The following is a 15,593-nucleotide window of genomic DNA, read 5'->3' as shown; positions in this document are numbered from 1 at the left end:
TCGACTCAGAAAAATAGAAAATCAGTTTTACAAAAAGCCACTACTACTTAGGCTTCTTGGTACCGTACTTCGAACGACCTTGGTTACGACCTTTAACGCCGGAAGTATCCAAAGAGCCGCGAACGGTGTGGTAACGAACACCTGGCAAGTCTTTTACACGGCCGCCACGAATCAGTACGACGCTGTGCTCTTGCAGGTTGTGGCCTTCACCGCCGATGTACGAGGAAACCTCGAAACCGTTGGTCAGGCGCACACGGCATACTTTACGCAGTGCCGAGTTAGGTTTTTTCGGCGTGGTGGTATACACACGGGTGCATACGCCACGACGTTGCGGGCAGTTCTGCAGCGCAGGTACGTCGGATTTCTCGACGATACGCTTACGCGGCTGACGTACCAGCTGGTTGATAGTTGCCATCTACTAGCTCCACTGTTGTCTTGCGACGCTATTGTCTTGCAAGAAAAGCAAAATGGCAGGAACGAATTCCCGCCAAATTTAGGGGTACAAGAGTCTAAAGAGGATCTTGTCCCCAGTCAAGGCAAGGCCCCGACCTTCCCGCTCATCGAACCTCGACATAGTGTCTTGATTCGATGAACGGAACGATCGAGGCCTCACGCTCATTTATCGCAGAACTCAGTTACCGCTAGAGTTCAGCGCTTCGGTCAGTGCAGCTTCCACTTCACTGGCGCTTACGCGCAACGGTTTGTCAGCATCACGGCGGCGCTTACGCTCGCTGTGATAAGCCAGACCGGTACCTGCCGGGATCAGACGACCCACGACTACGTTTTCTTTCAGGCCGCGCAGGTAATCGCGCTTGCCGGTTACCGCCGCTTCGGTCAGTACGCGAGTGGTTTCCTGGAAGGAAGCCGCCGAGATGAACGATTCGGTGGACAACGACGCCTTAGTGATACCCAACAGCACGCGAGTGAACTTGGAAACGAATTTCTCGTCACCAGCCAGACGCTCGTTCTCTACCAGAACGTGAGTCAATTCCATCTGGTCGCCCTTGATGAAACTGGAATCGCCGGATTCAGCGATTTCAACTTTACGCAGCATCTGACGCAGGATGGTCTCGATGTGCTTGTCGTTGATCTTCACGCCTTGCAGACGGTAAACGTCCTGGATCTCGTTCACGATGTACTTCGCCAGCGCACTCACACCCAGCAGACGCAAGATGTCGTGTGGATCGCTCGGGCCGTCGGAGATAACTTCGCCGCGGTTTACCTGTTCGCCTTCGAAGACGTTCAGGTGACGCCACTTCGGAATCAGCTCTTCGTACGGATCGCTACCGTCGTTCGGAGTAATGACCAGACGGCGCTTGCCTTTGGTCTCTTTACCGAACGCGATGGTGCCGCTGACTTCAGCCAGAATCGAAGCTTCTTTCGGACGACGTGCTTCGAACAAGTCGGCAACACGCGGCAGACCACCGGTGATGTCACGGGTCTTCGAAGTCTCTTGCGGAATACGAGCGATAACATCACCGATCGCGATTTTCGCACCGTCCGCTACACCGACCAGGGCGTTGGCAGGCAGGAAGTACTGAGCGATTACGTCAGTACCCGGCAGCAAGAGATCCTTGCCGTTGTCATCAACCATCTTCACTGCAGGACGGATATCTTTACCGGCAGCTGGACGGTCTTTGGCGTCGAGTACTTCAATGTTGGTCATACCGGTCAATTCGTCAGTCTGACGCTTGATCGTGATGCCTTCTTCCATGCCCACGTAGGTCACGGTACCTTTCATTTCGGTAACGATTGGGTGAGTGTGCGGATCCCACTTGGCCACGATTGCGCCAGCGTCGACCTTGTCACCTTCTTTAACCGAAATCACAGCACCGTACGGCAGCTTGTAACGCTCGCGCTCACGACCGAAGTCATCAGCGATTGCCAGCTCACCGGAACGGGACACAGCAACCAGGCAACCATCCACTCGCTCAACGTGCTTCAGGTTATGCAGACGGACGGTACCGCCATTCTTCACCTGAACGCTATCGGCTGCGGAGGTCCGGCTTGCCGCACCACCAATGTGGAACGTACGCATGGTCAGCTGGGTACCCGGCTCACCGATGGACTGGGCAGCGATTACGCCGACCGCTTCACCGATGTTCACCTGGTGACCACGAGCCAAGTCACGGCCGTAGCACTTGGCGCAAATGCCATAGCGGGTTTCGCAGCTGATCGGCGAACGCACGATCACTTCGTCGATGCTGTTCAGCTCGATGAACTCGACCCACTTCTCGTCTACCAGCGTGCCGGCAGGAACGATGATTTCTTCGGTACCTGGCTTGAACACGTCACGGGCAATGACACGACCCAATACGCGCTCACCCAACGGCTCAACAACGTCACCGCCTTCAATGTGCGGAGTCATAACCAAGCCATGCTCGGTGCCGCAATCGATCTCGGTCACAACCAGATCCTGCGCCACGTCTACCAGACGACGAGTCAGGTAACCGGAGTTCGCAGTTTTCAACGCGGTATCCGCCAAACCTTTACGAGCACCGTGAGTGGAGATGAAGTACTGAAGTACGCTCAAACCTTCACGGAAGTTCGCAGTAATCGGCGTTTCGATGATGGAACCGTCCGGCTTGGCCATCAGACCACGCATACCGGCGAGCTGACGGATCTGCGCAGCAGAACCCCGTGCGCCCGAGTCGGCCATCATGTACATCGAGTTGAACGATTCCTGGTCGACTTCGACGCCATGACGGTCGATGACTTTCTCTTTCGAGAGGTTGGCCATCATTGCCTTGGAAACTTCGTCGTTCGCCTTGGACCAAAGGTCGATCACTTTGTTGTACTTCTCGCCCTGGGTTACCAGGCCGGAGGCGTACTGACTTTCGATCTCTTTCACTTCGTCGGTAGCAGCACCGATGATGCGGGCTTTTTCATCCGGGATAACGAAGTCGTTAACACCGATGGAAACGCCGGAAATGGTCGAGTAAGCAAAACCGGTGTACATCAACTGGTCAGCGAAGATCACCGTCTCTTTCAAACCAACCACGCGGTAGCACTGGTTGATCAGCTTGGAGATCGCCTTTTTCTTCATTGGCAGGTTAACGACGTCAAAGGACAGGCCTTTTGGCACAACCTGGAACAACAGCGCACGGCCGACAGTAGTGTCGACGATACGGGTGTTGGTCACGCTGCCGCCATCACGATCGTTAACGGTTTCGTTGATCCGCACTTTAACTTTGGCGTGCAGTGCGGCTTCGCCGGCACGGAACACACGGTCAACTTCTTGCAGGTCCGCGAACACACGACCTTCGCCCTTGGCGTTGATCGCTTCACGAGTCATGTAGTACAGACCCAATACAACGTCCTGCGACGGAACGATGATTGGCTCACCGTTGGCTGGCGACAGAATGTTGTTGGTCGACATCATCAACGCACGCGCTTCCAACTGGGCTTCCAGTGTCAGCGGTACGTGCACGGCCATTTGGTCGCCGTCGAAGTCGGCGTTGTACGCAGCACAGACCAACGGGTGCAGCTGGATAGCCTTACCTTCGATCAGAACCGGTTCAAACGCCTGGATACCCAGACGGTGAAGGGTCGGTGCACGGTTGAGGAGCACTGGGTGTTCGCGGATAACTTCAGCGAGAACGTCCCAAACTTCCGGCAGTTCGCGCTCAACCATCTTCTTCGCAGCTTTGATGGTGGTAGCGAGACCACGCATTTCCAGCTTGCCGAAAATGAACGGCTTGAACAGCTCGAGAGCCATTTTCTTCGGCAGACCGCACTGGTGCAGACGCAAGGTCGGACCTACGGTAATTACCGAACGACCCGAGTAGTCAACACGCTTACCGAGCAAGTTCTGACGGAAACGACCCTGCTTACCCTTGATCATGTCAGCCAGGGATTTCAGAGGGCGCTTGTTCGAACCGGTGATAGCGCGGCCACGACGACCGTTGTCGAGCAGTGCATCGACAGCTTCCTGCAACATACGCTTTTCGTTGCGCACGATGATGTCCGGAGCGGACAGATCGAGCAGACGCTTCAAGCGGTTGTTACGGTTGATCACTCGACGATACAGATCGTTGAGGTCGGAAGTCGCGAAGCGACCGCCATCCAGCGGGACCAGTGGACGCAGATCTGGCGGCAGAACCGGCAGAACGGTCAGCACCATCCATTCTGGAAGGTTGCCGGAACCCTGGAAGGCTTCCATCAACTTCAGACGCTTGGACAGCTTCTTGATTTTGGTTTCGGAGTTGGTTTGCGGAATTTCTTCACGCAGACGGCCAATCTCGTGTTCCAGGTCGATAGCGTGCAGCAGTTCACGGACAGCTTCGGCACCCATGCGGGCATCGAAATCGTCGCCGAACTCTTCCAGCGCTTCGAAGTACTGCTCGTCGTTCAGCAGCTGACCTTTTTCAAGGGTGGTCATGCCTGGATCGATAACGACGTAGCTCTCGAAGTAGAGAACGCGTTCGATATCACGCAGGGTCATGTCCATCAGCAAGCCGATACGCGACGGCAGCGATTTCAGGAACCAGATGTGGGCAACTGGCGAAGCCAGTTCGATGTGCGCCATGCGCTCACGACGAACTTTGGCCAGCGCGACTTCAACGCCGCACTTCTCGCAGATCACACCACGGTGCTTCAAGCGCTTGTACTTACCGCACAGGCACTCGTAATCCTTTACCGGGCCAAAGATCTTGGCGCAGAACAGGCCGTCACGCTCAGGTTTGAACGTACGGTAGTTGATGGTTTCCGGCTTTTTAACTTCACCGAACGACCACGAACGGATCATCTCAGGCGATGCCAATCCAATACGGATGGCGTCGAACTCTTCGACTTGACCCTGGTTTTTCAGCAAATTCAGTAGGTCTTTCAAGGCCTTTCCTCCTGGCGGAGCAGAGAGCGGGCAATCCTGCCCCGCTCTCGATTCGCGTCACGTGTTATTCGGTTTCCAGATCGATATCGATGCCGAGGGAACGAATTTCCTTGATCAACACGTTGAAGGACTCGGGCATGCCCGGCTCCATACGGTGATCGCCATCCACGATGTTTTTGTACATCTTGGTACGGCCGTTCACATCGTCCGACTTCACTGTGAGCATTTCTTGCAGAGTGTAAGCAGCACCGTATGCTTCCAGTGCCCAGACCTCCATCTCCCCGAAACGCTGACCACCGAACTGCGCCTTACCACCCAGCGGCTGCTGGGTAACCAGGCTGTACGAACCGGTAGAACGAGCGTGCATCTTGTCGTCTACCAAGTGGTTCAGCTTCAGCATGTACATGTAGCCAACAGTAACCGGGCGCTCGAACTTGTTGCCGGTACGGCCGTCAGTCAGCTGCATCTGGCCGCTTTCCGGCAGGTCTGCCAGTTTCAGCATGGCCTTGATTTCGCTTTCCTTCGCGCCGTCGAACACTGGAGTGGCCATTGGGACACCGCCACGCAGGTTCTTCGCCAGGTCCAGGATTTCCTGGTCGGAGAAGCTGTCCAGATCTTCGTTGCGACCGCCGATCTCGTTGTAGATCTCGTGCAGGAACTTGCGAAGCTCGGCGACTTTGCGCTGCTCTTCGATCATCCGGTTGATCTTCTCGCCCAGACCTTTGGCCGCGAGGCCCAGGTGGGTTTCAAGGATCTGACCAACGTTCATACGCGAAGGTACGCCCAACGGGTTGAGGACAACGTCGACCGGGGTGCCATTGGCATCGTGCGGCATGTCTTCAACCGGCATGATCACGGAGACCACACCCTTGTTACCGTGACGACCGGCCATCTTGTCGCCCGGCTGGATGCGGCGACGGATTGCCAGGTAAACCTTGACGATTTTCAGCACGCCTGGAGCCAGGTCATCGCCCTGCTGCAGTTTGCGCTTCTTGTCTTCGAACTTGTCGTCCAGCAGACGGCGACGATCAACGATGTAGGCCTGAGCCTTCTCGAGCTGCTCGTTCAGAGCATCTTCAGCCATGCGCAGCTTGAACCACTGACCATGCTCAAGACCGTCGAGAACTTCGTCGGTGATGTCCTGACCTTTCTTCAGACCGGCGCCGCCTTCGGCTTTGTGGCCGACCAGAGCGGAACGCAGACGTTCGAAAGTGGCGCCTTCAACGATACGGAACTCTTCGTTCAGGTCCTTGCGGATCTCGTCGAGTTGAGTCTTCTCGATCGACAGTGCACGAGCATCACGCTCAACGCCGTCGCGGGTAAAGACTTGTACGTCGATGACAGTACCTTTGGTACCGGTAGGTACACGCAGGGAAGTGTCTTTAACGTCGCTGGCTTTTTCGCCGAAGATCGCACGCAGCAGTTTTTCTTCCGGAGTCAGTTGGGTCTCGCCTTTCGGAGTGACCTTACCCACCAGGATGTCGCCTGCGCCTACTTCAGCACCTACGTAAACGATACCGGCTTCGTCCAGCTTGTTCAGTGCAGCTTCACCCACGTTCGGGATGTCTGCAGTGATTTCCTCTGGCCCAAGCTTGGTGTCACGCGCCACACAGGTCAGTTCCTGAATGTGGATCGTGGTAAAACGGTCTTCCTGAACCACACGCTCGGACAGGCAGATGGAGTCTTCGAAGTTGAAGCCGTTCCATGCCATGAACGCGATGCGCATGTTCTGACCCAAAGCCAGCTCACCCATATCGGTGGACGGACCGTCAGCCATGATGTCGCTACGCTGAACCCGATCACCTTTACGCACCAGCGGACGCTGGTTGATGCAGGTGTTCTGGTTGGAGCGGGTGTACTTGGTCAGGTTGTAGATGTCGACACCAGCTTCGCCGGTTTCAACTTCGTCATCCGCAACACGAACCACGATACGGCTGGCGTCGACAGAATCGATAACACCGCCACGACGAGCCACGACGCAAACGCCGGAGTCACGGGCTACGTTACGCTCCATGCCAGTACCTACCAGCGGCTTGTCAGCGCGCAGGGTTGGTACAGCTTGACGCTGCATGTTCGAACCCATCAACGCACGGTTGGCGTCGTCGTGCTCGAGGAACGGGATCAGCGACGCAGCAACCGAAACTACCTGCTTCGGCGATACGTCCATCAAGGTGACGTCTTCCGGCGCCTTGACGGTGAACTCGTTCAAGTGACGAACAGCTACCAGTTCGTCGATCAGGACTTTCTTGTCGTTCATCGTGGCCGAAGCCTGAGCGATCACGTGATCAGCTTCTTCGATGGCGGACAGGAACACGATCTCGTCGGTGACCAGGGCGTCTTTCACCACACGGTACGGGCTCTCGAGGAAGCCGTACTGGTTGGTGCGCGCATACGCGGCCAAGGAGTTGATCAGACCGATGTTCGGACCTTCCGGCGTTTCAATCGGGCATACACGACCGTAGTGAGTCGGGTGTACGTCACGGACTTCGAAGCCTGCACGCTCACGGGTCAAACCGCCAGGGCCGAGTGCAGACACACGACGCTTGTGAGTGATCTCGGACAGCGGGTTGTTCTGGTCCATGAACTGGGAAAGCTGGCTGGAACCGAAGAACTCTTTCACCGCCGCAGCCACTGGCTTGGCGTTGATCAGGTCTTGCGGCATCAGGCCTTCGCTTTCAGCCATCGACAGACGCTCTTTGACCGCACGCTCAACACGTACCAGGCCAACGCGGAACTGGTTCTCGGCCATTTCGCCTACACAGCGAACACGACGGTTACCCAGGTGGTCGATGTCATCGACAATGCCTTTACCGTTACGGATGTCGACCAGAGTCTTCAGTACCGCGACGATGTCTTCTTTGCACAACACGCCCGAACCTTCGATCTCGGTACGACCGATACGACGATTGAACTTCATCCGGCCGACCGCAGACAGGTCATAGCGCTCAGGGCTGAAGAACAGGTTGTTGAACAGAGTCTCGGCAGCGTCTTTTGTTGGCGGCTCGCCTGGACGCATCATGCGATAGATCTCTACCAGCGCTTCCAATTGGTTGCTGGTGGAGTCGATCTTCAGCGTGTCGGAGACGAACGGACCGCAGTCGATATCGTTGGTGTACAGAGTTTCGATGCGAACGACCTGAGCCTTGGCGATTTTTGCCAGGATCTCGGTGTTCAGCTCGGTGTTGCACTCTGCCAGGATTTCACCGGTTGCCGGATGCACGATGGCCTTGGCAGTAGTGCGACCCAGGACGTAGTCCAGAGGAACTTCCAGGGTCTTGAGACCGGCTTTTTCGATCTGGTTGATGTGGCGGGCAGTAATACGACGACCAGCCTCAACGATGACCTTGCCTTTCTCGTCCTGAATATCCAGAACAGCAATTTCACCACGCAGACGCGAAGCAATCAGTTCCAGACTGAGGGTTTCGCCGCTCAGATGGAAAACGTTGGTAGTGTAGAACGCGTCCAGCACTTCTTCAGTGGTATAACCCAGCGCGCGCAGCAATACCGATGCAGGCAGCTTGCGACGACGGTCGATACGCACGAACACGCAGTCTTTTGGGTCGAACTCGAAGTCCAGCCACGAACCGCGGTAAGGAATGATGCGCGCGGAGTACAGCAGTTTGCCGGAGCTGTGCGTCTTGCCACGGTCGTGGTCGAAGAACACGCCCGGGGAACGGTGCAGCTGGGAAACGATTACACGCTCGGTACCGTTGATTACGAAGGTACCGTTCTCAGTCATCAGGGGGATTTCACCCATGTAGACTTCTTGCTCTTTGATGTCCTTGATCGCTTTGTTCGACGATTCTTTGTCGAAAATGATCAGGCGCACTTTTACCCGCAAAGGTACGGCGTAAGTTACACCGCGCAATACGCATTCTTTGACATCAAATGCCGGTTCGCCCAGGCGATAACCGACGTACTCCAGCGCAGCATTGCCGGAGTAGCTGATGATCGGGAAAACGGATTTGAAGGCCGCATGCAGGCCCACGTCGCGGAACTGATCTTTAGTCGCTCCCGCTTGCAAGAATTCACGATACGAATCCAGCTGGATGGCCAGGAGGTACGGCACATCCATGACGTCCGGCAACTTGCTAAAGTCCTTGCGGATACGTTTTTTCTCAGTATATGAGTAAGCCATCAGCGTTCCCCAGCTTGGTCACCTGCTTGTTTGGCCCCTCCCGACGGGAGCAGCCAGAAAATCGTGCAAACCCCATGGTTTGCGCCACCGCATCGGGTGGTTACAGCTCGCTACCAGCACCGACCCAGTCGGTTGCCAATAACGGAAAAAGGCCGGTGGCAAGAGCCACCAGCCATCAGCCTTTCGCTTTACGCTCGGGCTGGAGGAGCAAAGTCGATGCTTACTTCAGCTCGACTTTAGCGCCTGCTTCTTCCAGTGTTGCTTTGGCTTTGTCAGCTGCGTCTTTGGCAACAGCTTCCAGAACCATGGCAGGAGCGCCGTCAACTACAGCCTTGGCTTCTTTCAGGCCCAGACCGGTCAGTTCACGTACTGCCTTGATCACGTTAACTTTCTTCTCGCCAGCTTCGGTCAGCATGACGTTGAATTCAGTTTGCTCTTCAACAACAGCGGCAGCAGCAGCTGGACCAGCCGATGCAGCAGCAGCGGTAACACCGAATTTTTCTTCGAAAGCTTTGATCAGCTCAACAACTTCCATTACGGACATGTTGCCAACTGCTTCAAGGATATCGTTCTGAGAGATAGACATGAATCTAATTCCTGATATTGGGGACGGCCTACGCGACCATCGAAAAAAACAAAAAACGCGAGAAGTTGACGAGCCTTAGGCTGCAGCAGCTTCTTTCTGGTCGCGAATTGCCGCCAGAGTACGAGCCAATTTGCTGGTAGCGCCTTGAATCACGCTCATCAGCTGAGAAATTGCTTCGTCACGGGTCGGCAGAGTTGCCAGTACGTCGATTTGGTTAGCTGCGAGGAACTTGCCCTCGAACGCAGCTGCCTTGATCTCGAACTTGTCCTGACCCTTTGCGAACTCTTTGAAGATACGAGCAGCAGCGCCCGGATGTTCTTTGGAGAATGCAATCAAGGTCGGGCCGGTGAACACGTCGTTGAGGACACTGTATTCAGTGTCGGCAACAGCGCGCTTGAGCAGGGTATTACGTACAACGCGTACGTAAACGCCAGCTTCACGAGCCTCTTTACGGAGTCCGGTCATTGCGCCTACTGTTACGCCACGGGCATCAGCCACGACAGCGGACAGAGCGACTTTGGCAGCCTCGTTGACTTCAGCGACGATGGCCTTCTTGTCTTCGAGTTTAATTGCCACGGGTTTAACTCCTGCTTGTTACCGTTTCATCGGGTCGAAACCTGATGTCGTTTTGGTGTCTGATTCGGTAAGGAACCGGGAGCACCATCTGCGTAGGCTTGAGGTTTAAGACTTGCGTCGCCTACGGTCTTGGATAGCCCCCGCCAGGCAGGGACCCCAATCTTTCAATTGGCGCAATCGCTTGCGCCAACTTGTGTCTTACGCGTCGAGCGAGCTTTGGTCGATGACCAGACCTGGGCCCATAGTGGTGCTCAGGGTAACGCGCTTGACGTAAATGCCTTTCGAGGAAGCTGGTTTGATACGCTTCAGATCAGCGATCAGGGCTTCAACGTTTTCCTTCAGCTTGACGGCATCGAAGCCGATCTTGCCAACGGAAGTGTGGATGATGCCGTTTTTGTCGGTGCGATAACGAACCTGACCAGCCTTGGCGTTTTTAACCGCTGTAGCTACGTCTGGAGTTACGGTGCCGACTTTAGGGTTAGGCATCAGGCCACGTGGACCGAGGATCTGACCCAACTGACCTACAACGCGCATTGCATCCGGGGATGCGATAACTACGTCATAGTTCAGGTCGCCGCCTTTCATTTCGGCAGCCAGGTCGTCCATACCTACACGGTCAGCGCCGGCAGCCAGAGCGGCCTCAGCAGCTGGACCCTGGGTGAACACAGCAACACGAACGGTCTTGCCAGTGCCGTGTGGCAGCACAGTAGCGCTACGAACAACCTGGTCGGATTTACGTGGGTCAACACCCAGGTTCACAGCAACGTCGAACGACTCGCTGAACTTGACGGTCGACAGCTCAGCCAGCAGAGCAGCAGCGTCTACAAAATTGTAGGACTTGCCTGCTTCGATTTTGCCGGCGATAGCCTTTTGACGCTTGGTCAACTTAGCCATTACACACCCTCCACGTTAAGGCCCATGCTACGAGCAGAACCGGCGATGGTACGCACGGCTGCTTCCATATCAGCTGCAGTCAGATCCGCGTTTTTGACTTTCGCGATATCTTCCAGCTGAGCACGAGTCACGGTGCCAACCTTAACGGTGTTCGGACGAGCGGAACCGCTAGTCAGACCAGCCGCCTTCTTCAGCAGAACCGAAGCAGGTGTGGATTTGGTTTCGAAAGTGAAGCTACGGTCGCTGTAGACAGTGATGATCACTGGAGTCGGCAGACCTGGCTCAATACCCTGAGTACGGGCGTTGAAAGCCTTGCAGAACTCCATGATGTTCACGCCGTGCTGACCCAGAGCAGGACCAACAGGTGGGCTTGGGTTAGCCTGAGCGGCCTTCACTTGCAGCTTGATGTAAGCGGTAATCTTCTTGGCCATGAGGCACTCCAATTACGGGTTCGAACGCCTCGAAAGGCTCCCCGGTTACTTGCGCGTTTATCCCAGTGACGACAAAACCCCACAGCCTAGGGCTGCGGGGTTGGGATGCTTGCTCAGCTAGACTTTTTCGACCTGGCTGAACTCAAGCTCTACCGGAGTAGAGCGACCGAAAATGAGCACTGCCACTTGGATCCGGCTCTTTTCGTAGTTAACTTCTTCGACCGTGCCAGTGAAATCCGCGAACGGTCCATCGTTGACACGCACCGACTCACCAGGCTCGAACAATGTCTTCGGCTTCGGCTTGTCGCTACCATCAGCAACACGACGCAGAATCGCTTCTGCCTCTTTATCAGTGATTGGCGCAGGCTTGTCGGCAGTACCGCCAATGAAACCCATCACCCGAGGAGTATCCTTGACCAAGTGCCAAGTACCCTCATTCATGTCCATCTGCACCAGCACGTAACCTGGGAAGAATTTACGTTCGCTTTTGCGTTTCTGGCCATTACGCATTTCAACCACTTCTTCAGTGGGAACCAGAATTTCGCCAAAGCCATCTTCCATGCCAGCCAGCTTTACGCGCTCTACCAACGAGCGCATGACATGCTTCTCGTAACCGGAGTAAGCATGCACAACGTACCAACGCTTAGCCACGGGACACCCTTAGCCGACAATCAAGGAGACAAGCCAGCCGAGCAGGGAATCAAGTCCCCACAACAGCAACGCCATAACCAGAACAACAGCCACAACAATCAGCGTGGTCTGCGTGGTTTCTTGGCGAGTTGGCCATACGACTTTACGAATCTCGGTGCGAGCTTCCTTAACCAGCGCAAAGAAAGACTTGCCCTTAACCGTCTGCAGACCTACAAAGGCAGCTACAGCAGCAATGACGAGCAATGCAAGTACGCGGTACAGGATCGGCGAAGCAGAGTAATACTGATTACCAACAACGCCAACAACCACCAAAGCGACTACTACTAGCCACTTGAGCAGATCGAAGCGAGAGCCTTGAGCTTCAGCTTTAGGAGTCATCTATGAAGATCCTGTGAAAAGAAAGCCAGACACACCGAGTGAATCTGGCAGGTCAGGAGGGAATCGAACCCCCAACCTACGGTTTTGGAGACCGTCGCTCTGCCAATTGAGCTACTGACCTAAAACAAAATCAGGCCGACCATTATGCCGACCCGAAAAAGACATTACAACACCTTACTCGACAGCCTTAGCGCTAACACCAAAGCTATCCGCACGATCAGCCAACAAAACACGACAAAGCATGATCGCAACCCTTAAAACAAAGGCAGATATTTTCATATCTGCCTTGTTATATGGAGCTCTTGAGCGGATTTGAACCGCTGACCTCACCCTTACCAAGGGTGTGCTCTACCAACTGAGCTACAAGAGCGTAACACTGCGCTTGACCTGCAAACGTGGAGCGGGTAGCGGGAATCGAACCCGCATCATCAGCTTGGAAGGCTGAGGTTCTACCACTAAACTATACCCGCGAGGCTTGCAGCTCTCGCTAAAAATGGTGGAGGGGGAAGGATTCGAACCTTCGAAGTCGTAGACGTCAGATTTACAGTCTGATCCCTTTGGCCGCTCGGGAACCCCTCCTAAGCGAGCCGGCATTCTACATCATGCCAGCCTTCTGTCAAGCATTTTTCTCATTAAAAACCTGAGGTTAGCTGCGTTGACTTCGCTTCGTAGCGCTTACCGTTAAAGGTGTTCACTGCGGAGCGGGCGCCATTCTATTCAAACTATTCAGTGGGTGCAACCCCCTCGCACGGCATTATTTTATGTTTTAACTCATTGAATTCTCTGGAAAGGTTTTTCAGCTGCGCATCATCCAGCCAACGCCGACTTTCCGGGGCTACTCGCACCCAGTAAGCAGCCGATTCAGCTGAATCCTTGGGCAAGGATTGAAACTTGATATCCATACCGGTCAATCGCCGCTCAACAGCCTGAGAGACCTCTTGACGAGTAAACCCACCGAGATAGAGGCAACCACTATCCACTTGCGGCGCAGCCTTTCCTTTATCGCGAGCCGGGTCGGTGGTTTCGCTCAACAAGCGGATATCTTGCTGCGAGCCGCGATACAAACTCAAAGGCGTCACATCCTTGGCACGCAGAGGAGCTTCTTGTTGGTGCCAGACGTAATAGAACACGTTAAGAACAAGCAGGAGCAGGAACAACCAACGCATAGAGACCTCAGGGCAGTGGACACGCCATAGCCAAACCTACAAACACCAAATCAGGAACCATCCTGGGCCTCGGCACGATTTCAGAGACCATTTCCGCATCTCCGCCGGTAAGAAAAACATCAAAGTCATCCCCCCAGTAACTGTGCGCCAATTCCAATTGAGTCAGGACAAAGCCCCTCATCATCAGCAGACACCCGCGCTCCACCGCCTCAACGGTTGAACGACCAGGGACGAGGCTTTCCAGGGCGCGCTCAGCAGCAACATCCCCATACCGAATTTTACGAGTATGAGTACGCAACTGGTTTCGCATCAGGGGCATACCAGGACAGATAAACCCGCCGAGATGCTCCCCGTCAGCCGAGATGAAGTCCGCTGTAACAGCGGTGCCAAAATCGAGAACAAGACACGCGCCTGATGAGAGATGAAAACCGCCAAGCATCGCCAGCCAGCGATCCAACCCCAGACGCTCAAATTCTTCATAGCCATTACGAACGCCAGACATTTCACGAGCTGGAGCGGCGCACACCGCCGAGACACCGAAAGTGTTTTCAAGCATTGAAGTCAACGTACTGGTTTCTTCAGTGGTTCTGACACTGACCAAACGGCAAAACCTGAGCGCCAAGCCCTTGAGTGCGTTCAAACTCTCCAGCAACGCGAGATCGGAATCTACAACCCCCTCACCGATCACCCGTCGGACATCCGCACCCAGCACACGCCACTTGATAAAACTGTTTCCGCAGTCGAGCTCAAGAATCATCGCGCAACCTCAAGCTCAGCTCGCCACCACTAAAGACTTTCTCCACACCACCCACCTTCAGACGCAGCGCACCCTGACTATCAATACCCAGCACTTCGCCATCAATCTGGTTAACTCCAGCAATCAACGACACAGCACGCCCCTGCCATAGATGGTTTTGCTCCCACTCCTTGTGGATAGCGGAAAACCCCTCGACCTGATGACGTTTCAAATATTTCTCGAGCATCGCGCCTAGCTCTGCGACAAGATGATTGCGATCAAACACCTTGCCTGACTCTAGCCGCATGGAAGTCCACTGCTGATCAACTTCGTCGGTCATCTGCATGTTTACGTTTATTCCAACACCCAGGACCACATGACAAACGTCAGCAGGGTCCCCGACCAGCTCAAGTAATATGCCAGCGATTTTTTTCTGCCCGACCAAAACGTCATTAGGCCACTTTAAACCAGCGCCTGATACGCCACAGGCTCTCATGGCCTGCATCACAGCGAGCCCGACAACAAGACTCAAGCCTTCCAGCTGGCGCATACCACCGTCAATGCGCAGAACCAAGCTGTAATAGATGTTTTCCGCGAAGGGGCTTACCCACTTCCGCCCCCGCCGACCACGACCTGCAGTCTGGCGCTCGGCCAGCACCAGAAATGGCGCAGCTTGGCCCCGATCTATTGCACGTAACGCCTCAGCATTCGTGGAGTCAATGGAGTCAAAGACCAAAATGGGCCACTCACAAGAAGACTCCTGCGCCCTTATTTGCGCCGGATCAAGCAACGTGAGCGGTGCAGCCAGCTGATAGCCGCGCCCCCGCACCTTGTGAATAGATAAGCCCAGCTCAGCTTCCAAGTGCTGAAGCTGCTTCCATACAGCACTACGACTGACGCCCAAGGCATTGCCCAAGGCCTGACCCGAATGGAACCGGCCATCTTTAAGAAGCTTTAACAACGTCAGCATGCAAGTCTCGCCTCACAATGAGGCCCGCATGATAGCCATGGCCCGAGCCGTTGCATAGAAAACCGATGCGGCAACTTTCCTGCGGGCAAAACAAAACCCCAACTGCTTACGCAATTGGGGTTTCGGAATTTAATCTTGACGATGACCTACTCTCACATGGGGAAACCCCACACTACCATCGGCGATGCATCGTTTCACTGCTGAGTTCGGGATGGGATCAGGTGGTTCCAATGCTC

The 15,593-nt window shown here is 54.9% G+C and carries 12 protein-coding genes, 4 tRNA genes and 1 rRNA gene; all 17 read right to left on the bottom strand.

All coding sequences use genetic code 11. The features are described from left to right. Window positions 1–43: 43 nt before the first annotated feature. Complete coding sequence (rpsL, locus tag EJA72_RS19315) at window positions 44–415, bottom strand: 30S ribosomal protein S12 (protein WP_002555494.1); 372 nt, start codon at window positions 413–415, stop codon at window positions 44–46. Between the two features lie 216 nt (window positions 416–631). Continuing rightward, window positions 632–4,831, bottom strand: a complete 4,200-nt coding sequence (gene rpoC, locus EJA72_RS19310; RefSeq protein WP_157712997.1) for a DNA-directed RNA polymerase subunit beta' — start codon at window positions 4,829–4,831, stop codon at window positions 632–634. A gap of 64 nt (window positions 4,832–4,895) precedes the next feature. Next, window positions 4,896–8,969: a DNA-directed RNA polymerase subunit beta gene (gene rpoB, locus EJA72_RS19305; RefSeq protein ID WP_157712996.1), complete on the bottom strand. Its 4,074-nt coding sequence runs from the start codon at window positions 8,967–8,969 to the stop codon at window positions 4,896–4,898. 220 nt (window positions 8,970–9,189) lie between these two features. After that, on the bottom strand, window positions 9,190–9,555 hold the full coding sequence (gene rplL, locus EJA72_RS19300; protein WP_034148078.1) for a 50S ribosomal protein L7/L12: 366 nt from the start codon (window positions 9,553–9,555) through the stop codon (window positions 9,190–9,192). Between the two features lie 75 nt (window positions 9,556–9,630). Further along, complete coding sequence (gene rplJ, locus EJA72_RS19295) at window positions 9,631–10,131, bottom strand: 50S ribosomal protein L10 (protein ID WP_030131214.1); 501 nt, start codon at window positions 10,129–10,131, stop codon at window positions 9,631–9,633. Window positions 10,132–10,329: 198 nt separating this feature from the next. After that, window positions 10,330–11,025 (bottom strand): 50S ribosomal protein L1, encoded by a 696-nt coding sequence (rplA, locus tag EJA72_RS19290; protein WP_008041297.1) that lies wholly within the window; start codon window positions 11,023–11,025, stop codon window positions 10,330–10,332. After that, a complete protein-coding gene (gene rplK / locus EJA72_RS19285) occupies window positions 11,025–11,456 on the bottom strand; it encodes a 50S ribosomal protein L11 (protein WP_017341076.1) in 432 nt (143 codons plus the stop codon). Before rplK ends, rplA begins: the two co-directional genes overlap by 1 nt. A gap of 117 nt (window positions 11,457–11,573) precedes the next feature. Continuing rightward, on the bottom strand, window positions 11,574–12,107 hold the full coding sequence (gene nusG, locus EJA72_RS19280; protein WP_007896622.1) for a transcription termination/antitermination protein NusG: 534 nt from the start codon (window positions 12,105–12,107) through the stop codon (window positions 11,574–11,576). A gap of 9 nt (window positions 12,108–12,116) precedes the next feature. After that, a complete protein-coding gene (secE, locus tag EJA72_RS19275) occupies window positions 12,117–12,485 on the bottom strand; it encodes a preprotein translocase subunit SecE (RefSeq protein WP_157712995.1) in 369 nt (122 codons plus the stop codon). 45 nt (window positions 12,486–12,530) lie between these two features. Further along, window positions 12,531–12,606 (bottom strand) — tRNA-Trp (locus tag EJA72_RS19270). Window positions 12,607–12,779: 173 nt separating this feature from the next. Beyond that, window positions 12,780–12,855, bottom strand: a tRNA-Thr gene (locus EJA72_RS19265). Window positions 12,856–12,881: 26 nt separating this feature from the next. Beyond that, window positions 12,882–12,955 (bottom strand) — tRNA-Gly (locus tag EJA72_RS19260). Between the two features lie 24 nt (window positions 12,956–12,979). Further along, a tRNA-Tyr gene (locus EJA72_RS19255) sits at window positions 12,980–13,064 on the bottom strand. A 143-nt stretch (window positions 13,065–13,207) separates the two neighbouring features. After that, the gene (locus EJA72_RS19250; protein WP_157712994.1) at window positions 13,208–13,651 is read right to left on the bottom strand and encodes a hypothetical protein; all 444 of its coding nucleotides are present in this window, start codon (window positions 13,649–13,651) and stop codon (window positions 13,208–13,210) included. 7 nt (window positions 13,652–13,658) lie between these two features. Further along, entirely contained in the window at window positions 13,659–14,408 is a 750-nt protein-coding gene (locus tag EJA72_RS19245) for a pantothenate kinase (protein ID WP_157712993.1), read from the bottom strand. Next, window positions 14,398–15,357 (bottom strand): bifunctional biotin--[acetyl-CoA-carboxylase] ligase/biotin operon repressor BirA, encoded by a 960-nt coding sequence (gene birA / locus EJA72_RS19240; RefSeq protein WP_157712992.1) that lies wholly within the window; start codon window positions 15,355–15,357, stop codon window positions 14,398–14,400. Before birA ends, EJA72_RS19245 begins: the two co-directional genes overlap by 11 nt. A gap of 133 nt (window positions 15,358–15,490) precedes the next feature. Further along, window positions 15,491–15,593 (bottom strand): 5S ribosomal RNA (gene rrf / locus EJA72_RS19235); the annotation flags it as partial.

Origin of the sequence: Pseudomonas sp. PB120, from assembly GCF_009761815.1 — a bacterium.
GTDB lineage: Bacteria > Pseudomonadota > Gammaproteobacteria > Pseudomonadales > Pseudomonadaceae > Aquipseudomonas.
This window is presented reverse-complemented; position numbering and strand designations above follow the sequence as displayed.